This is a genomic window from Xanthobacter agilis, from assembly GCF_021730435.1.
Taxonomy (GTDB): domain Bacteria; phylum Pseudomonadota; class Alphaproteobacteria; order Rhizobiales; family Xanthobacteraceae; genus Xanthobacter; species Xanthobacter agilis.
The window spans coordinates 21596-41093 of sequence record NZ_JABWGX010000017.1 but is presented as its reverse complement, the minus strand read 5'-3'; the positions used below and the strand labels follow the sequence as shown (position 1 = coordinate 41093).

Below are 19498 nucleotides of genomic sequence, written 5' to 3'. Positions count from 1 at the left end.
GGCCGCCTCGCGTTCCTTTGTAGGGGCTTGCACATTGTGCGCCCCCGTGCCTTTAGGTCAGTCCATGCGCGCGCCCCAAGCTCCGGACCACGTGTCGGATTTATCCGAAGGACCCGCCCTTGCCGTCATGATGCGGGAAGCGCCCGTCATTCATGATGCGGCCGCGGCGGGGCTGCGTCTGTCTCATGCTCTGGAGCGGCTGGCGCCGGAGCAGCGGGAGGCGCTCGACGCTTTGTTCGCCGCCGGTCCGGCGGCCCGCGACGCGGTGCTCGGCGTGGCGGAGGGCTCCCCCTTCCTGCTGGAGCTGATCCGCTCCGAGCCCGCCCGCCTGCTGCGCATCCTCGCCAGCGCGCCGAGCGCGCATCTTCGGCGGTTGATCGCGGCCGGCGCCGGCGTGTGCCTCGCCACCACCGACGAAGGCGAGGCCATGCGGGCGCTCCGCCAGATGCGCAGCGAGGCGGCGCTGCTGATCGCACTGGCGGACATTGGCGGCGCCTTCGATCTGGTGGCGGTCACGGCGGCCCTGAGCGAGGTGGCCGACGCGGCGGTGCGCGGCGCGCTCGACTTCCTGCTGGCGGATGCCGCCCGCGCCGGGCGGCTGCTGCCGCAGGACATGACACAGCCCGCGCTGGGCTGCGGCCTCGCCGTGATCGCCATGGGCAAGCACGGCGCGCGCGAACTCAATTATTCCTCCGACATCGATCTGATCGTGGTCTACGACCGCGAGCGCGCGCCCCTGGCGGAGGAGGTGTCGGCCTCCCCCTTCTTCGTGAAGATCACCAAGGGCCTGGTGCGGATGCTCCAGGAGCGCACCGGCGACGGCTATGTGCTGCGGGTGGACCTGCGCCTGCGTCCTGATCCGGGTTCCACGCAGGTGGCCCTCTCCATTAACGCGGCCCTCGATTATTACGAACGGGAAGGCGCCACCTGGGAGCGCGCGGCCTATATCAAGGCGCGCCCCGTGGCCGGCGATCTCGACCTTGGCCGGCGCTATCTGGCCGATCTGCTGCCGTTCGTATGGCGGCGGGTGCTGGATTTCCAGGCGATCGCCGACGTCCATGCCATGAAGCGGGAGATCCACGCCTTTCGCGGGCACGACGTGGTGGCGGTGGAAGGGCACAATGTGAAGCTCGGCCGCGGCGGCATCCGCGAGATCGAGTTCTTCGTGCAGACCCAGCAGCTCATCGCCGGGGGGCGCGATCCCCTGCTGCGCACCTCACGCACCCTGGAGGCGCTGGAGGCGCTCACCGCCCACCGCTGGATCGCGCCCCAGGTGCGGGACGAGTTGACCGAGGCCTATCTGTTCCTGCGCCGGGTGGAACACCGCATCCAGATGGTGGCGGATGCGCAGACCCATGAATTGCCGGAGAGCCGGGCGGCGATGGAGGGCTTTGCCCGCTTCATGGGCTATGCCAGCCGCGACGCCTTCGCCGCCGCGCTGGTGGAGCGGCTGCAGCGGGTGCAGGGCCATTACGCCCAATTGTTCGAGGATGCGCCGCCCCCCGCCGCGCTCGACGCCGATCTGGTCTTTCCGCCGCAGGAGAACGATCGCCAGACCCTGGCCGCGCTTGCACGCCTGGGCTTTCGTGAGCCGGCCGCCGCCAGCGGCATCGTGCGCGGCTGGCTCGCCGGCGGCCCGCGCGCGCTCAAGGGGGAGACGGCGCGCGCGCATCTCGCCCGCATCGTGCCGTTGCTGCTGGAATCCCTGGCGCGCGGCGGCGATCCCGACGGCGCCCTCATCGCCGCCGACCGGTTCCTCACCGAGCTGCCCGGCCCGCATCTTTTGACCGCGCTCGACCGTCATCCGGATCTGGTGCGCCTGCTCGCCACCATCCTCACCGCGGCCCCCCGGCTGGGCGAGACCCTGGCCCGGCGCCCCTCTCTTGCCGACGCGTTGCTCGACCCGGCCTTCTTCGACGTGTTGCCGGACGCGAAAAGCCTCGAGACCCATCTCGATTTTCTGCTCGACGGCGCCGAGACCGACGAGGAGCAGTTCGACCGGGCGCGGCGGTTCCGGCAGGAACAGCATGTGCTCATCGGCGTGCGCATTGCCTCGGGCACCTTGCCGGCGGCGCGGGCCGGGGAGGCTTATGCCCGGCTCGCGGAGGTCATCATCCGCGCCCTGCACCGGCGGGTGTGGGCGCGCTTCGTGGAGGCTCACGGTCGCATCGCCGGGGGGCGCACGGCGGTGCTCGCCATGGGCAAGCTGGGCGGGCGGGAGATGACCGCCGGTTCCGATCTCGACCTGATCGTGCTCTACGATTTCGACCCCGCCGCCGACCCCGGCTCCGACGGTGCGCGACCCCTTCAGGGGGCGCAATATTTCGCCCGCTTCACCCAGCGCCTGGTGACGGCTCTCACCTCCCTGACCAATGCCGGCAAGCTCTATGACGTGGACCTGAGGCTGCGCCCCTCGGGCCGCTCGGGGCCGCTCGCCACCCGCCTGACCTCCTTTGCCACCTACCAGCGCGAAGAGGCCTGGACCTGGGAGCACATGGCGCTGACCCGCGCGCGCGTCATCGCCGCCGACGGGGATTTCCGCGCCCGCGTCGAGGCGGTGATTTGCGCCGTGATGCGCCAGCCGCGCGATCGCCGCACCCTTGCCCGCGACATCCTCGACATGCGCCGCGCCATCGCCGCCGAGAAGGGCGAGGGCGACAAATGGAACCTCAAGCATGCCGCCGGCGGGCAGGTGGATGTGGAGTTCCTGGCCCAATATCTGGTGCTGGCCCACGCCGAGGCCCATCCCGAGATCGTGGACACGGCCACCGCCCGCATCCTCGCCCATGCGGAGCGGCTCGATCTTCTGGAAGCCGAAGATGCCCATGTGCTCATCCGCGCCTGCCGGCTCTACCAGGACATGACGCAGGTGCTGCGGTTGGCGGTGGACGCCCATGTGGTGCCGGCGGATGCCAGCCCGGCGCTCCGGGCACTGCTGGCACGGGCCGGCGAAATGCCTGATTTCGCCACCCTCGAAGCCCATCTCACCGAGACCCAGGAGAAGGTGCGCGCCATTTTCGAGCGCATCCTGCAGGCCGGCGCGACCTGACGGCTCCCGTCCTCGTCTCGATCGCCCCCATTCGGCGCCGGTCGAAGACGGATGGCGGAGCCTGTCCGGTTATGTCGCACACATGGCACACCCATGGCACACCCATGGCGGGTTACCCCGCGCGGAGCGATGCTTCTATGATATTCCGCAACGTAACTTGATCCACATCAGGCGACGGGGCGCGGTTGGCGCGTCATCCTGACCTCATGATCTCATCAACGGGGATGGGTGCAGCGGCCGTGACAGATCAAAACCATCGCTTCGACGCGCGCGCGTCCGATAAAAATGGTGCAGATGCTTGGCATGCGTTGCCGCACGCAGAGGTTTTAACGGCGCTTGAAACCTCGGTGTCCGGAATCTCCAGCGACGAGGCGTTGCGTCGTCTTGATGTCTACGGCGCCAATGCGCTGCCTGAGGCGACCACACGCCATCCCATTTTTCGCTTTCTCGCCCAATTCAACAACGCGCTCATTTATTTCCTGCTCGCCGCCGCGGTGGCGGCCCTGGCGCTCGGCCACACCATCGACGCGGTGGTGATCGTCGCGGTGGTGACGGTCAATGCGATCGTCGGCTTCATCCAGGAGGGCAAGGCGGAGCGGGCCTTGAGCGCCATTCGCGACATGATCGCCCCCCATGCCGCGGTGATGCGCGACGGCGTGCGCACCACGATCCCAGTGAAGGAGCTGGTGCCGGGCGACCTGGTGCTGGTGGAGGCGGGCGACCGGGTGCCCGCGGACCTGCGTCTGGTGCGGGCCCGCAACCTGCTCATCGACGAAGCGATGCTGACCGGGGAATCGGTGACGGCCTCGAAGGCCGAGGCCCCCGTCGCCGTCGATGCGGCCTTGGGAGACCGTGCCTCGATGGCCTTTTCCGGCACGCTGGTGGCGGCGGGGCAGGGCGCTGGCATCGCGGTGGCGACCGGCCGCCTGACCCAGATCGGCCATATCAGCGCGCTGATCGCCAAGGTGGAGCCGCTCACCACCCCGCTGCTGCGGCAGATCAACGCCTTCGGGCGGGGCTTCACGGTCATCGCCTTTCTGGCGTCGGCGGCGCTGTTCGCGTTCGCGGTGCTGGTGCGCGGCTATGATTGGGTCGAGGCCCTCATTGCCGTGGTGGCGCTTGCGGTGGGCGCCATTCCCGAGGGCCTGCCGGCGGTCATCACCATCACTTTGGCCATCGGGGTGCGGCGCATGGCGGCGCGGAACGCGGTGATCCGCCGGCTGCCGGCGGTGGAGACGCTGGGCGCCACCTCCATCATCTGCTCCGACAAGACGGGCACCCTCACCCGCAACGAGATGACCGCCCGCCGGCTCATCACCGCCACCCATCGCCTGGAGGCGAGCGGATCGGGCTATGCACCGGAAGGTCGCTTCACCGCGCTGGGCTCCGACGACGACGTGGCGGCCCTGGAGGCGGCGGAGGAACTCATCCGCTGCGGCCTGCTGTGCAACGACGCCACCCTGGCCGCGGCCGGCGGGCGCTGGACGGTGAATGGCGACCCCATGGAAGGGGCGCTGGTGACGCTCGCGGTGAAGGCGGGGCTCGATCCCGATCACCTGCGCGCCGAATGGCCGCGACAGGATGAGATTCCCTTCGATGCCCTGCACCGCTTCATGGCGAGCCGGCACGGCCGCCCCCAGGGGGGCGCGGTGCTGTTCGTGAAGGGGGCGCCCGAGGCACTGCTGGCCCGTTGCGGCACGCAGGCCGAACCGGGCAGTGTGGCTCGGCTCGATAGCGCCTATTGGGCGGACGAGGTCGCCGGCGCTGCCCGCGAGGGCGAGCGCGTTCTCGGCTTCGCCATGAAGATGCTGCCGGAGGCGGCGTCGGACGGACGGCTCGACTTCGAGGATGTGGCGGACCTGTGCTTCCTCGGGCTCGTGGGCTTCATCGATCCGCCCCGGCCGGAGGTGATCGCGGCCATCGCCGAATGCCGCTCCGCCGGCATCGCGGTGAAGATGATTACCGGCGACCATGCCGCCACCGCCGCCGCTATCGCAGCTAAGCTCGGCCTTGCCGATCACCTGGAGGTGGCCACCGGCGCCGATGTGGATGCGGCCTCCGACCCCGAGTTGGTCGCGCTCGCCACCCGCGCCAGCGTGTTCGCGCGCACCAGCCCGGAGCACAAGCTGCGCATCGTGCGGGCGTTGCGCTCCACCGGCGCGGTGGTGGCCATGACCGGCGATGGGGTCAATGACGCGCCCGCGCTGAAGCAGGCGGACGTGGGCGTCGCCATGGGCGTCAAGGGCACGGAGGCCGCCAAGGAGGCCTCCGAGATGGTGCTGCTCGACGACAATTTCGTTTCCATCGTCTCGGCCGTGCACGAGGGCCGCACGGTCTATGACAATGTGCGCAAGGTCATCGCCTGGACGCTGCCCACCAATGGCGGCGAGGTGCTGGCGGTGGTGGCCGCGATCCTGTTCGGCTTCGTGATGCCCATGTCGGCGGTGCAGATCCTCTGGATCAATCTCATCACCACCATCACCCTGGGGCTGGCGCTGGCGTTCGAGCCGCCGGAGCCGGGCGTGATGGGCCGGCCGCCGCGCCGGAGCGATGCCCCGTTGCTGACGCCGTTCCTGTTGTGGCGCGTTCTGTTCGTCTCGGTGCTGCTCGCCGTGGGCACCCTCGGCATGTTTTTCTATGCGCTCGGGGAGGGACGGGACTTGGCCACGGCGCGCACGCTGGTGGTGAACACCATCGTGGTGCTGGAGATCTTCTATCTGTTCAACGTGCGCTTCATGCACATGACATCCTTCTCCTGGCATGGCGCGCTCGGAACACCGGCCGTGTTGCTCGCGCTGGTGGCGGTCCTGGCCGCTCAGTTCGCGTTCACTTATGTGCCGGCCATGCACGAGTTGTTCGGCACCACGCCCGTGACGTTGGCGGACGGGATGCGCATCGTCGGCCTGGGGGTGGTTTTCATGGCCGTGCTCGAAGGTGAGAAAATGCTGCTGCGCCGGTTTGGCGTGGTGGATTGAAGCACCCGTGGCACCGGTGCCAGCGGATAGCTTGGGGAGAGCGAAATGACGCAAAAGGCCGATCCGGGGGCGCCGCCGCGCCGCATCCTGCTCGCCACCGACCTCAGCGCCCGCTGCGACCGGGCCCTGGACCGCGCCGTGGCGCTGGCGGCGGCATGGGGCTCCGAGCTCGTGGTGGTTCACGCCCTCGATGCGTGCGACGGCCGGTCCGCCGCGTCGGGCGAACGCGATCTGCCCTTCTGGCAACGCGGGCCAGAGCCCGCCCGGATCGTGACGGAGGCGCTTCAGCACGACCTCGACGGGGCTCCCGTTCCGGTGACTGCGATCGTGGAGCCGGGCGATCCGGTGGAGCTGATCCTGAAGACAGTCGAGGACCACGGGTGTGATCTCATCGTCACCGCGGTGGCGCGCGACGAGATCCTGGGGCGGTTCCTGCTCGGCGCAACGGTGGACAAGGTGCTGCGCCGGGCGCGCGTGCCGGTGCTGATCGTGCGGCAGCGCCCGCGTCATCCCTACGCGGGCATTGTCGTGGCCGCCGACGTGTCCGCCTCCTCCCGCGCCGCCCTGCGCAAGACGGCGGCCTTCTTCCCGCGGACGCCGTTCCACGTCTTCCACGCCTACGATCCCCCGCTCGACGGTCTGCTCAGCGATCCGGAGGAGTACCGGGCCGCGTTCGGCGAGCTCGCCTCGCGGGATCTGGAAGCGTTCCTCGGCGCGGCGGGAATCGCGCCGGGCCATGTGGTCGATGTGCTGGTGGAGCGCGGCGATCCGGCGCAGCTCATCCAGCACTATGTGACCGCCTTCCGGGCCGATCTGGTGGTGCTCGGGACCGAAGGGCGCGGGCCGCTGCTGGAGCTGCTGGTGGGCTCCACTGCCAAGTCGGTGCTCGACGGGCTGAGCTGTGACGCGCTGGTGGTCCCGGCGGCGGCCGACCCGGCGTGACGCCGCCGCGAGGCCCGGCCGCGCGGGCTATTTGTGCCGTACGGCTTTCGAGGGCTTGGTCTTGCGGGCTGGCACCTCGCGCGTGAAGGTTCCAAGACCGTTCTCGTTGAAGAACTCCACGGTCATGGACGCCGCCGTCATGGTCGGGGCGGTTTTGCCGGTGATGGCGAAGGTGACTTCCGACAGGCTTCCGGGAGGAGCGCTTTCACCCGCCGGGGCGAAGGTGAAGGTGTCGCCGCTCCAATGGCCGAGGCTGGCCACCACCGGCTTCGGTCCGATGCTGAACACCAGATGGTCGCCCTCGACCTTCACCGTGGCGGGGCCGTAATAGGCGTTGGTGTAGGTGCCGGCGTAGATGTCCAGCGGGTGTGCCGGCGCCGGCTGGGCGGGGACGGGCAGGCCGGCGAGGGTCCCCAACGGGTGATAGAGGGGCGCCATCAGCCGGCTGTAGGCGTCGAACCAATCGCGGGTGATGGTGCCGAATTCCACATAGTCCATGAACTGCATGGCGAGCGCCTCGGCGGCGCCCACCGGCTGGGCGTTGGTCAGCACGGCGATCCCGAGCTTCTCCGAGGGCAGCATGGCGAATGTGGTGCCGGCGCCGAGAATGAAGGCGCCGGAATGGGACAGCACGACACGGCCAGAGGGGGCGATAGAAACACCGAAACCGTGGCCATAAAATCCCGGTCGCGCGGCGGTAATCGGCGAAGGCGTGGACACGATCTGCGCCGTCATCGCCGGCAGCAGCGCCGACGCGGGCACGATCTGCTTGCCCTCGAAGGTGCCGTTGCCGAGCACGAAGGCGAGCCAGCGCCCCATGTCGCGCGCGGAGGAGCTGACCCCGCCGGCCGGTGACTGGGCATCGGGCTGGCGCTGGTACTTGGCCACGAAGGCGCCATTCTCGCGCACATGGGGCAGCGCCCGGTTGGCATGGGCCATGTAGTCGGCGAACCGCGACGAGGTCGCGCTCATGCCCAGGGGCTTGTAGAGCACGGCGTCGGAGAGCGTCGCCCAGTCCTTGCCCGAGGCGGCGGCGACGCCCTCGGCGGCGGCGGTGACGCCGAAATTCGTGTAAGCGTAGGTGATCCGGAACGGCGCCAGCGGCAGCAGCTTCAGCCGCTCCAGGATCTGCCGACGGTCAAATCCCATGTCTTCCAGCTCGTCGCCGCCGTGGTCCGGCAGGCCGGAACGGTGGGTGTAGAGATCCGCGACCGTCACATGCGCGCTGACCCACGGGTCCTTCAGGGCGAACCAGGGCAGGAGCGTCTTCACCGGGGTGTCCCAGGTGACGATCCCCGCCCCCACCTGATGGGCCACGACGCTTGCGCCCACGGCCTTGGACAGGGACGCGAGCTGGAACACGGTATCGGCGTCCACGGCTTCGGGCGCGCCGACCTTGCGCACGCCGAACCCCTTCAGATACACGGTCTTTCCGTCATGCACGACCACCACCGACATGCCCGGAATGCCGGAGCGTTTCATGAGGGCGGTGGCGAAATCGTCGAGCTTGGCGATGGCAGCGTCGAGCTGTCCCTTGGGAATGCCGAGCGCGACCGATTCCGAGGGCGGGAGCTTCGGGTCGATGGCCAACCCAGTTTCCGCGCCGCGCGCGGGCTGCGACAGCACGGCCGCCGCGCACGCTCCCGCGCAGAGCAGGGCGCGCCAGCGGATGGATGTCGTGGGGGGCAGGCGGAGGAGCGGAGGCATGAGCATCGTGCGATCCCGTGGTGGCGCGCCGCGCGGACTACATGACCGCAGCGAGCTTCGGTGTCTCGTTTGAATTGGCGGCGCGCCCCTCCACCGGCAGGCGGACGATGACGGCGGTGCCCCGGCCCTCGGTGGAGCGGATGCGCATGGCCCCGCCATGCAGCTCCACCAGCGACTTGGCGATGGCGAGGCCGAGGCCGGACCCCTTGTGGGTCTTGGTGAACTGGCTTTCCACCTGCTCGAACGGGCGGCCGATGCGGGCCAGCGCGTCCTTGGCGATGCCGATGCCGCTGTCCTCGATGGCCACCACCGCCGCGGCCCCATTGATGCGCGCGCGGACCGAGATCGTCCCGCCCTCGGGCGTGAACTTCACCGCATTGGAGAGCAGGTTCAGGAGGATCTGCTTCAACGCCCGCCGGTCGCCCTTGATGTGGAGCTTCTCACCGGCGGCCACTGTCATGGTGATGCCCTTCTCATCGCCGTTCACCGCCGTCACGCGCATGGCGTCGGCGATGATCTCGTCGAGGGCGACATCTTCCACCTCGAGCTGCATGCGCCCGGCCTCGATCTTCGACATGTCGAGGATGTCGTTGATGACATCGAGGAGATAGGTGCCGGAGCCTTTGATGTCGGAGCAGTATTCCGAATATTTCGGCGAGCCGAGCGGGCCGAACATCCCGCTTTCCATGATTTCCGAAAAGCCGATGATGGCGTTGAGCGGCGTTCTCAGCTCGTGGGACATATTGGCCAGGAATTCGCTCTTGGCGCGGTTGGCGTCCTCGGCCTTGTTGCGCTCTTCCGAATACTTTTCCGCCAGTTCGGCGAGCTGCTGGGCCTGGTGCTCCAGGGTCTGTTGGGATTTGCGCAGGTCCGCGACCAGCGCCATCAGGCGCTTCTCATTGTCGAGAAGGCGTTCCTCGTGACGCTTCATGGTGGTGATGTCGGTGCCCACCGACACATAGCCGCCGTCCTTGGTGCGGCGCTCGGCGATCTTCAGCCAGCGGCCGTTGGAGAGCTGGGCCTCGTAGACGCGCGAGCCTTCCTCCGGCTTGTCCTCCGGCTTCAGGGGGGTCTGAGTGACCGGGTGGCGGCCCTCCGAGGCAATGACCTCGAACGGGGTGCCGGCCTGGATGGCCGCGTCGGGCAGTTCGTGCAGGGACTGGAACTTGGAATTGCAGAGCACGAGGCGGTTCTGGCTGTCCCACAGCACGAACGCTTCCGAGATGCTCTCGATGGCGTCGCGCAGGCGCATGTCGGCGGTGACCGTGCGTTCGGCCATGTGCTGCGCCTCGGTGACATCCATGGCGATGCCGATCAGGTGGGGGCCATCCTCGCCCGCCTGCTGTACCACCTCGGCCCGCATGCGCAGCCACACATAATCGCCGCGCGCCGTGCGCATGCGGAACACGCGATCCACCGCCGCGCCAGGGCGGTCGGCGAGATCCTTCGCCAGCTCGTAGAGGTCCACGTCGTCCGGATGCACCAGGCGCGCGATGTCGCCGAAGGAGATGAGCTCGTCCTTGCGCTCCAGCCCCAGGATCTCGAACATGGTGTCGGACCAGTACATGCGCCCACGGGCCATGTCCCAGTCCCACATGCCGCATCGGCCGCGGTTGAGGGCGGTGTCGATGCGCCGGCGCACGGTGTCGTAGATGTGGTCCGCCTCACGCGCGCGGCTGGCCTGCCAATGGAAGGAGAAGCCGAGGATCAGCAGCACCGCGCCGGTGGTGGTGAAGAGGGTGATGGTCAGCGTGGTGCTGTCGGACCAGGCGGCGAGCGCCTGGGCCATGGGCTGCACATAGACGATCTGGCCGAGGGGACCCTTCAGGTTGCGGACGGTGGCGAGCATGATCTCGCCGTCGGTGCCGCTGCCGGACATGGGGACTTCGAGCACGCCGGCATGCTCGGCGAAGATGACCAAAGGCTGGGCGGGGTCCAGCAGCTCGGCGAGGGTCGCCGGGGGCTTCGTCATGCGCGGCGCCATGGCGACGATGCGGCCGGTTCTGTCGGTCACATAGAGGCGGCGGCCGGAATCGGTGGCGCGGGGCGGCAGGCTGTCGGCGAGCGCTTGCTGGGCGCCTTCAAGCCCCGAGCCCATCTGCTGCGCGAGGCCCTCGGCGGTGGCGAGGGCGAGCAGCGCCAGGTCGTCCTTGGCGTTGTCCAGCACCGTGAGCCGGTGGCTGTGCACCTGCACCACGGCGCCAGCGCCGATGACCACCAGGAAGGTGACAATAAGTGCGGGGACAATCCTCCTGAGGACCGGCTCCGCATCGAGCAGGCGCTGGTAGGCAGGGCGCGCAATCGACCTTGCCAGACCTCGAATGGCTTGGTCGCGCGCGCCGACGCTCGCAGCGTTGGCGCGTGCCATCGCCGGTCTCCTCCGGGTCATTCGGAAGCCTTGAGCGGCCTAAGCCCAAGCCTTCCACGTCCTCGATCTGGAGGGACGTGCCGCATCTCTCCGAATCGTGACCATTGGAATCGAATCGGGGGTGATTTGTCCAGGGTGGAGGACCTGTCAAGAGTTAAAAAAACGCACAATCGGGCGGGTAAAAAAGGCGTTGCGCGAGTCGTGTCCGCCCCTTGCCGGGACGTGGGTATGTGGATGGCGCGTTCTGGGGAAAACGGGGACAAGTCGGGCTCTGAAGGCGGCCGACAGCTGCGGTTGGGGCCTGCCTTGCTGCAGGTACTGGCAGAAGAAAGGGAATTTTCTTCTCACGAATGTTAATTTACAAATACGAACCCGGGAACCGCCCGAGAGGACACCACATGACGGATATCTGGTTCAAGACCGGCGAGGCCACGGTGCTCGCCAAGGATGGGCAGGCGACGGATGCCATGCCGGAAGTGTTGATCGGCTCCGTGCGCGGGCCGGCGGGGCAGGCGTTCGCCTCCATGATGGGGCAGTCCGCCGGGCACACGCGTATGTTCGTGGTGCGTGACCTGAACCAGCAGGTGCGCCCGGCGACCATGATGACCTGCAAGGTCACCATTCCTTCGGCGGCCTATGTGGAACTGCTGGGCGGCGTGGTGCAGGGCGCCATGGGCGACGCCATCGTCGACTGCCTGAGCGAGGGCATCCTGCCGAAGGATCAGGCCGATGAACTGTGCATGATCATCATGGTGTGGCTCGACCCGCGCTGTCCGGAGGATCCGAACCTCGACCGGGCGGACCTCTACCGCACCAATTACGAGGCGACCAAGCTCGCCATTTCCCGCGCCATGACGGGCAAGCCGACAGCCGATGAGCTGATCGCCAACCGCAAGAGCGTGAAGCATTACGCCCTCGACGGCGTGGTGGAATACTGAGCGTTCGCCGCGCCGGCAGCCAAGGGTGCCGGCGCGGCGCGACACGATCGTCGCGTGCTCCGGCCAGGGCGTGAGCGCGCGCCAGGAACGGGTTGCGGTCCCGATGGACCCGAGCTGCCCGCAAGCGGGCAACTCAGCTTTCATCTCGTCGGATGCGAGCCGGCCGGGGGCTCCGGCCGGCCAGGATCTCAGCCGAGGGCGCGGGTGGCGATGTCGGAGACGTCCGCCGACAGGCCGGGGGTGTCGGCCACGCGGCGCAGCGCCGCCTCGGCGCTGGCGCGACGCACCGGCTCCAGTTGCCGCCAGGTCTTGAACGACGACAGAAGGCGCGAGGCCACCTGCGGGTTCTTGGGGTCGAGGGTCAGCACCACATCGGCGACGAAGGCGTGGCCGGCGCCGTCGGGACGGTTGAACTGGGTCGGGTTGCCGGCGGCGAAGGCGCCGACCAGCGACCGGACCCGGTTCGGATTGCCGAGGGAGAAGGCGGGATGCGCCATCAGCCCCTTCACCCGCTCCAGGGTATCGGAGGCGGCGATCTGCGCCTGGAGGATGAACCACTTGTCGATGACCAGGGCATCCGCCTTGAACCGCTCATAGAAGGCGGCGAGCGCCCGCTCGCGTTCGGGCACATCGTGCTGCACCAGCACCGCCAGGGCAGCGAGGCGATCGGTCATGTTGTCCGCTTGCTCGAACTGCGCCGCCGCGCGGGCGATGCCTTCCGCCGAGGCGGTCACGGCCAGATAGTCGAGCGCGAGATTGCGCAGCGATCGCCGGCCCGCGGAGGCGGCGTCGGGCGTGAACGGTCCGGCGGCGACAAGCGCGCCATACGTTTGCGCGAGGTCACCCGCCAGCGCGTTCCCCAGGGCGCTCTTCAGGGCCTTGCGGGCGGCATAGATGGCGTCAGGATCCACGTCGGCGGCAAGCTCACGGGCGATCTCGCCTTCGCCGGGCAGGGCCAGGGCCTGGGCCTTGAAGGCGGGGTCGAGGGCCGTGTTCGCGAGGATGTTCCGCGCCGCGCCGATGAGCGCCTCCGGCGCCACCGGAGCGCCTGCGCGCGCACCCTCCTTCAGCAGCCCCAGGGCCAGGCCCTGCAGCGCATCGAAGCGGTTGAAGGGGTCGGCGTCATGGGCCGCGAGGAACACGCGCTCGTCCGCCGTCAGGCCGCTCACCACGTTCACCGGGGCGGAGAAGCCGCGGTTGAGGGAGGGCACCGGGCGGGCGTCGATGCCGGTGAAGACGAAGCTCTGCTCGGCCTTGGTCAGCTCCAGCACGCCGCGCTCCACCACCGTGTTGCCGAGGGTGAGCGGCAGGTCGTCGCCGTTCGGACCTACCAGCCCCACCACCAGCGGGATCACCATTGGCGCCTTGGTGGGCTGGCCCGGGGTGGGCGGCACCGCTTGCGAGACGTCGAGCCGATAGGTGCGGGCCTCGGCGTCATAGCTGCCCTTCACGGTGACGACGGGCGTGCCCGACTGCTCGTACCAGAGGGAGAATTGGGTCAGGTCGCGGCCGGTGGCGTCGGCGAAGGCGGCCGCGAAATCCTCTATGGTCGCCGCCTGTCCGTCGTGGCGCTGGAAGTAGAGATCCATGCCGGCGCGGAAACCCGCCTCGCCCAGCAGGGTTTTCAACATGCGCACCACCTCGGCGCCCTTTTCGTACACGGTTGCCGTGTAGAAGTTGTTGATCTCCCGATAGCTCTGGGGGCGGACCGGATGGGCGAGCGGGCCTGAATCCTCGCTGAACTGCGCGGCCTTCAGGGCCCGCACGTCGGCGATGCGCTTCACCGGGCGCGAGCGCTGGTCGGAGGAAAATTCCTGGTCACGGAAGACCGTCAGTCCTTCTTTCAGGCAGAGCTGGAACCAGTCGCGGCAGGTGATGCGGTTGCCGGTCCAGTTGTGGAAGTATTCGTGGGCGATCACCCCCTCGATGCCGGAATAATCGGCGTCGGTGGCGACCTGCGGGCTGGCGAGGACATATTTGTCGTTGAAGACGTTGAGACCCTTGTTCTCCATCGCGCCCATGTTGAAATCGGACACGGCGACGATGTTGAACACGTCGAGGTCATATTCCCGGCCAAACGCGGTCTCGTCCCAGCGCATGGAGCGCTTCAGCGCGTCCATGGCATAGCCGGCGCGCTCCGCCTTGCCCTCCTCCACATAGATGCCGAGTTCGACCTCGCGGCCGGAGGCGGTGACGAAGCGGTCCGCCACCTTGGCGAGCTTTCCCCCAACCAGCGCAAACAGATAGGACGGCTTCGGCCAGGGGTCCTGCCACACCGCGTAATGGCGCGTGGTGCCCGGGAGCGGGCCGCTCTCCACCAGATTGCCATTGGAGAGCAGGATCGGCGCCTCCTCCCGCTCGGCCTCGATGCGGGTGGTATAGACGGCGAGCACGTCCGGCCGATCGGGGAAGTAGGTGATGCGGCGGAAGCCTTCCGGCTCGCACTGGGTGCAGTAATTGCCGGACGAACGGTAAAGCCCCATGAGCTGGGTGTTGGCGGTGGGGTCCACCAGGGTCTCGATCTCCAGCGTGAAGCTGTCCGCCGGTGGATGGGCGAGGGTGAGCCGGTCGGGCCCGGCCTCGAAGCTGGAGCCGGCGAGGGGGGCGCCGTCAATGGCGAGCCGCACCAGGGTCAGGCCGTCGCCATCGAGGATCACGGGCGCGCCTTGGGTGCCCTTCGGGTTGCGCCGCAGCGCCAGGCGGGCGGTGACGCGGGCCTGGGTGGGATGGAGCGCGAAATCGAGGTCCACCTTGTCCACCAGCCATTCGGGTGGGCGATAATCGGCAAGGCGGATGGGCTGCGGCTCGGCATCACGCATGGAAGGTCGCTCCTGTGGGCACCGGGGGCGTGGGCGGATGCGCGGGGCGCAACCCGCGGTGCGCTTCAGCCGTGAGACTAGTGCGCGATCGTGGCGGAGAAAAGCCGCATCGCCGGATGCAGGTTCAGTCGTGGCGCCAGAGCTTCACCGCCGACCAGACCAGCACCAGGGCCAGAAGCGGCATCAGCATGGCCGATGGCACAAGCCCCAGCAGCCGGCTGCCCACAAAGGTGCCGACCACGGAGCCCAGGGCCATGAAGGCCAGAAATCCCTTGTTTTCCGCCAGCACGCTGAACGCCTTGTGGCGGCTGTAGCGGGCGAAGCCCACCAGCATGGTGGGCAGGGAGATGACCAGCGCCAGACTGCCCGCGAGCTTGATGTCCACCCCGAACAGCAGCACCAGGGTGGGAATGAGCAATTCGCCGCCCGCGACCCCCAGCAGCGCGGCGACGATGCCGATGGCGAAGCCCGCCGCCACTCCGGCCACCATCTGCGCCGTCCCGGTCAGCAACGGGGTGGCGGCGGCCGGATGGTGCAGGGTCACCAGCACCAGGGCGATCAGCGCCAGCAGAGCGGCGATCAGGTGGAAGAAGGTGCGTGAGGCGAGGTGGGTCGCCCAGCCGGCGCCGAACCATGCCCCGAGCAGGCTGCCGGCCAAGAGGTTCAGAACTACGTTCCATTGCGTGGCAAGGTCCGCCAGCGGCACTGTGCCCATGCGGAAAGGCAACGCGGATGCCACCACCACCAGGCTCACCGCCTTGTTGACGATGACCGCATCCAGGGCCCCGAACCGGAATGTGCCGATGAGCAGCGGCAGACGGAATTCGGCCCCGCCAAGACCGATCAAACCTCCCAGGGCGCCAATGGCGCCGCCGGTCGAAAAGGCAAAAAAAGGGCGAGGAGCGGTGTGCATCGGGGTAACGACACCTGTATATCTGCTCCATATATATGTTTCATTTCTCAAATACAGTCTATCAGAATAGCAATATATGACCGTATACAGGACATCGCGCCGAAATAATATTAGTCATGAGCTGTATTTGCGTAAATATATTTAGATTTAGAATTGCGTACTGAGGGCAGGGACTTGAGCGCGCGGAAACGAACGTGGCGCCGCCCTGGGGAAGGCGGCCCCACGTCGTTCGGTCGAATGTTGCCTGAAGCGCGGGGCTCAGCCGCCGAGGCGCTCTTCCAGCGTCGCGAACAGGGGATTGTCGGAGGCGAACACGTATTCGATGGGCGCCACCGTCACCATGCCGGCGCCGCGCGCGCGCAGGAAAGTGGCGAGGTCGTGCAGGGTATCGGGCGGGCAGTGCAGGGTGAGCATGCCGGAGGAGGTCGGCCCGCCGAATGGCGCCACGCAGCGGAACCGCGCCACCGCCTCGTCCACCAGCGAGGCATCGCAGCTGGCGAAGCGGGTGCGCACCTCGCGCTTGGTGCGGGCGCGCTTTTCCGCGCCCAGCCGGTCGAACATGGAGCGGGCGGCCGCGCGCGCCTCCGTGCTCCAGGGGGCGGTGAGAGAGGCGACCAGATTGGCTTCCGATTTCAGGATGATGCCGTCGTCCACCACCTTGAGGCCGTTGGCGGCCAGGGTGGTGCCGGTGGTGGTGATGTCCACGATCAGCTCGGCGGTTCCAGCGGCGGGGGTGCCCTCGGTGGCGCCGGCGCTCTCCACGATGCGGTAATCGACGATGCCGTAACGGGCGAAGAAGCCGCGCGTGAGGTTCACATATTTGGTCGCGACCCGGATCCGTCGGCCGGTGCGGCCATGGAAATGGGTGGCGACATCGTCGAGATCGTCCATGGTGCGCACGTCGATCCAGGCCTGGGGCACCGCGACAACGACGTTGGCATAGCCAAAGCCCAGCTTTTCGAGCAGCGCGACGCGGGCGTCCGCATCGAGGATGTTCTCGCGCACCAGATCCTCGCCGGTCACGCCGAGATGGGCGGTGCCGGAGGCGAGCGCGGCGGCAATCTCGGAGGCCGAGAGATAGGCGACCTCCACATTGTCCACGCCTGCCAGGGCGCCGCGATAGTCGCGGGCGCCTCGGGCCTGGGTCAGTGGCATCCCGGCGCGGGCGAAGAAGGCGTGGACATTCTCCTGCAGTCGCCCCTTGGAGGGCACGGCGAGGATGAGCGGGCTGGAGGCGGTCATCGGATGGTCCCGCTGAAGGTGAAGGCGTCGAGAGCGGCGAGGCGGTCCACCCAGGCGGCAAGGCCGACCCCGGTTACCTCGGACGACGCCCCGAGGCGCGGCAGCAGCCGATCGTAGCGCCCGCCCGCCACCAGCGCGCCGGCGGCGCGGCCGGCCGGGTCGTGCAGCTCGAACACCATGCCGCTGTAATAATCCAGCGGCCGGCCGAAGGCGGTGGAGAAACGCACGTCGGCGAGGTTCACGTCGTGGGCGGTGAGGAAGCCGGTGCGCCGGTCGAACAGGTCGAGCGCCCGATCAAGGGCAATGCCCGCGTCACGCGAGAGCGCCCGCATGTCGGCGGAGGCGGCATCGGGCTGGCCGGTGATGGCAAGGTACCGCGCCAGGATGGCCGCAGTCTCGGCGGAAAGGCCGCCGGCCTCCAGCGAGGCTTGTTCCAGGAAGCGTTCGGCGATCTCCGACACCGTGCGTCCGCCCACGGTGGAAATGCCGGCGATGGACAGAAGGTCGGTGATAAGCGCCCGCGCCGCTTCCGGGTCGGCACCGGCCAGCGCGTTGAGCACGCCGGAATGGGCCGTCGCCGGCCCATCGGCCAGGGGGCGCGAGAAATCGGCGCCCAGCCGGCCTTGGCCGAAATCCTTCAGCAGCCGCCGGCGCAGGGCGGGGGCCAGCGGCAGTGCGTCGAGCAGCGCCGCGAACAGGCCGACATCGCCAAGCCGGATCTCGGGCTGCTCCACGCCGTAGAGCGTACAGACGTCGAGGCCCAACGCGAGGATTTCCGCATCGGTGGCCTCGATATCGGTGCGGCCGAAGGATTCGACCCCGGCCTGTCGGAACTCGCCGGAGCCCTCTCCGCGGAACCGGAACACCGGGCCGAGATAGCTCACCGCCGCCGGCAGCGGCAATTGATCGCCGAGGACCGCGCGGGCCACCGGGATGGTCAGGTCGGGCCTCAGGCACAGTTCGTGGCCTTCCGCGTCCGCCGTCAGGAACATGCTGCGACGGATGCTCTCGCCCGACAGGTCCAGGAACACGTCGGCGGGCTGGAGGATCGGCGGGTCGAGGCGCACATAGCCGGCCGCGTCGAAGCGGGCGATGAGGGCCTCTTCGAGAATGCGGGGGTCGTGCACGGTGAGGGACGCGGGCGCCGCGGCGGACATGGTTCGACTTTCCATCTGAATGCCGCGCTTCTAGCAAAGGGGCCGCGGTTGGGCCACCCCTCGAGACGCCTTGAGGCTGCCCGTTTCCGCGGCTTCATGGGCGCGTCTTCGCTCGGCTATGCTGGGCGCGACGGAATCACAAGGAGACGGCCATGGTTGGTTTGAACCCGCGCGGCTCGGGGCGCGGTACCAAGGAAGGGGCCGCGGACGCGGCAAGTGCGGCAAGTGCGGCGAACACGGCGGATGTGCCTTCCCTCAGCTTCGAGCAGGCGTTGGCGCAGCTCGAATCCATCGTTGCCAGCCTGGAAAAGGGCAATGTGCCGCTAGAGGAATCCATCGCCATCTACGAGCGCGGCGAGGCCCTGAAGGCCCGCTGCGAGGCGCTGCTCAAGCAGGCGGAAGCGCGCGTCGAGACCATCACCCGTGATGCGGAAGGCCAGCCCGCCGGCCTGATGCCCCTCGATCCGGAGGTTTGAGGCGCGGCCTGTCCCATTCCGGCACAGGAGTGGAGGGTCTCGGGAACGGGACGTGATCGAATCGCTTCGCCGCTTTCGTTCTATTTTTGTTCGCGGCGCGGCGGGGCTGTATCGCAATGGCACAGGCTCCGTCCGCCACGGGGGCGAATGCGGAACGAAGCGGGAGCGAATCAGGTCAGTCGGGATGTTCCGGTTCCGTGTCGCGGCGCGGTCGCTCCTGTCCCGAAACGGGACCGGAGCGGGCAAAACCGGGAACGCAGCGGGACCGAATCGCTGACAGTTCCGCTTCGCCCTTCGTTCCCTGGGGGCGCGCGTCAATAGATGCCGGGGATGACTCGCTTCGTGCGGCGCACATAGGCATCATATGCGGCGCCGAAGGCCTCGCGCATCATCTGTTCCTCCCGTCCCACACGGAAGAAGAACAGGATGCCGAAGCCGATCAACCCGGCCGGACCCGCGATCCAGTTCGGCAGAAGCAGCGCCTGCGCCAGTCCCCACAGGAAAAAAGCCGAGTACATGGGATGCCGCACCTGGGCATAGATGCCGGTGGTGACGAGCTCATGCTTTTCCTTGATCTCCAAGGTCACAGACCAATATTTTCCAATGGCCTTGTGGGTGCGCCAGAACAGCCACAAGGCGAACAGGAACACCAGGATGCCCGCCACCACCTGAATGACAGTGATGGGGTAGGAGGCAAAGCGCGGCAGGCCGGTGAGGGCGTAGAGGGTCGGCGTCACCCCAAGTCCCAGAGTGGAGATGGTGAGCAATGTCATGTCGCGCAGGTTGCGATGGCGGGCATCACTAACCTTCATACGGCGCGCCTTGCGCTCGAACGGGATCCGCAGCACATACCAGGCCACCACGCCGATGGCCCAGGCGATCTTGGAAAAGGCGAGCAGGGTCATCGCACTC

12 protein-coding genes are annotated in these 19498 nt (G+C 68.2%); 5 read left to right on the top strand and 7 right to left on the bottom strand.

Annotation, left to right across the window (positions count from 1 at the left end):
• Positions 1-64 precede the first annotated feature (64 nt).
• The 3 genes from HUW53_RS13315 (at position 65) to HUW53_RS13305 (ending at position 6966) form a co-directional block, all read left to right on the top strand.
• A complete protein-coding gene (locus HUW53_RS13315; RefSeq protein WP_370877839.1) occupies positions 65-3049 on the top strand; it encodes a bifunctional [glutamine synthetase] adenylyltransferase/[glutamine synthetase]-adenylyl-L-tyrosine phosphorylase in 2985 nt (994 codons plus the stop codon).
• 224 nt (positions 3050-3273) lie between these two features.
• Positions 3274-6024, top strand: a complete 2751-nt coding sequence (locus tag HUW53_RS13310) for an HAD-IC family P-type ATPase (protein WP_237346257.1) — start codon at positions 3274-3276, stop codon at positions 6022-6024.
• A gap of 45 nt (positions 6025-6069) precedes the next feature.
• Entirely contained in the window at positions 6070-6966 is an 897-nt protein-coding gene (locus HUW53_RS13305) for a universal stress protein (RefSeq protein WP_237346256.1), read from the top strand.
• A 27-nt stretch (positions 6967-6993) separates the two neighbouring features.
• Here HUW53_RS13305 and HUW53_RS13300 read toward each other — a convergent pair whose 3' ends face one another.
• The gene (locus HUW53_RS13300) at positions 6994-8673 is read right to left on the bottom strand and encodes a serine hydrolase (protein ID WP_237346255.1); all 1680 of its coding nucleotides are present in this window, start codon (positions 8671-8673) and stop codon (positions 6994-6996) included.
• A 37-nt stretch (positions 8674-8710) separates the two neighbouring features.
• Entirely contained in the window at positions 8711-11041 is a 2331-nt protein-coding gene (locus HUW53_RS13295) for a sensor histidine kinase (RefSeq protein WP_237346254.1), read from the bottom strand.
• Between the two features lie 398 nt (positions 11042-11439).
• On the opposite strand from HUW53_RS13295, the gene fae reads away from it, so the two are divergent.
• Positions 11440-11979: a formaldehyde-activating enzyme gene (gene fae, locus HUW53_RS13290; RefSeq protein WP_237346253.1), complete on the top strand. Its 540-nt coding sequence runs from the start codon at positions 11440-11442 to the stop codon at positions 11977-11979.
• Positions 11980-12167: 188 nt separating this feature from the next.
• Here fae and pepN read toward each other — a convergent pair whose 3' ends face one another.
• The 4 genes from pepN to HUW53_RS13270 form a co-directional block, all read right to left on the bottom strand.
• Entirely contained in the window at positions 12168-14798 is a 2631-nt protein-coding gene (gene pepN / locus HUW53_RS13285) for an aminopeptidase N (protein ID WP_237346252.1), read from the bottom strand.
• Positions 14799-14922: 124 nt separating this feature from the next.
• Entirely contained in the window at positions 14923-15711 is a 789-nt protein-coding gene (locus HUW53_RS13280; RefSeq protein ID WP_237346251.1) for a sulfite exporter TauE/SafE family protein, read from the bottom strand.
• Positions 15712-15969: 258 nt separating this feature from the next.
• On the bottom strand, positions 15970-16953 hold the full coding sequence (gene hisG / locus HUW53_RS13275) for an ATP phosphoribosyltransferase (RefSeq protein WP_237346250.1): 984 nt from the start codon (positions 16951-16953) through the stop codon (positions 15970-15972).
• The gene (locus HUW53_RS13270) at positions 16950-18110 is read right to left on the bottom strand and encodes an ATP phosphoribosyltransferase regulatory subunit (protein ID WP_237346249.1); all 1161 of its coding nucleotides are present in this window, start codon (positions 18108-18110) and stop codon (positions 16950-16952) included. The genes hisG and HUW53_RS13270 overlap by 4 nt, the downstream gene beginning before the upstream one ends.
• A 152-nt stretch (positions 18111-18262) precedes the next feature.
• Here HUW53_RS13270 and HUW53_RS13265 point away from each other — a divergent pair, with 152 nt between their 5' ends.
• Positions 18263-18586, top strand: a complete 324-nt coding sequence (locus HUW53_RS13265) for an exodeoxyribonuclease VII small subunit (RefSeq protein ID WP_237346248.1) — start codon at positions 18263-18265, stop codon at positions 18584-18586.
• Positions 18587-18900: 314 nt separating this feature from the next.
• Here the strand turns inward: HUW53_RS13265 and HUW53_RS13260 are convergent, their stop codons facing one another.
• Positions 18901-19491 carry a protein-S-isoprenylcysteine O-methyltransferase gene (locus tag HUW53_RS13260; protein WP_237346247.1) on the bottom strand — a complete coding sequence of 197 codons (591 nt, stop codon included), beginning with the start codon at positions 19489-19491 and terminating at the stop codon, positions 18901-18903.
• Positions 19492-19498: the final 7 nt, after the last annotated feature.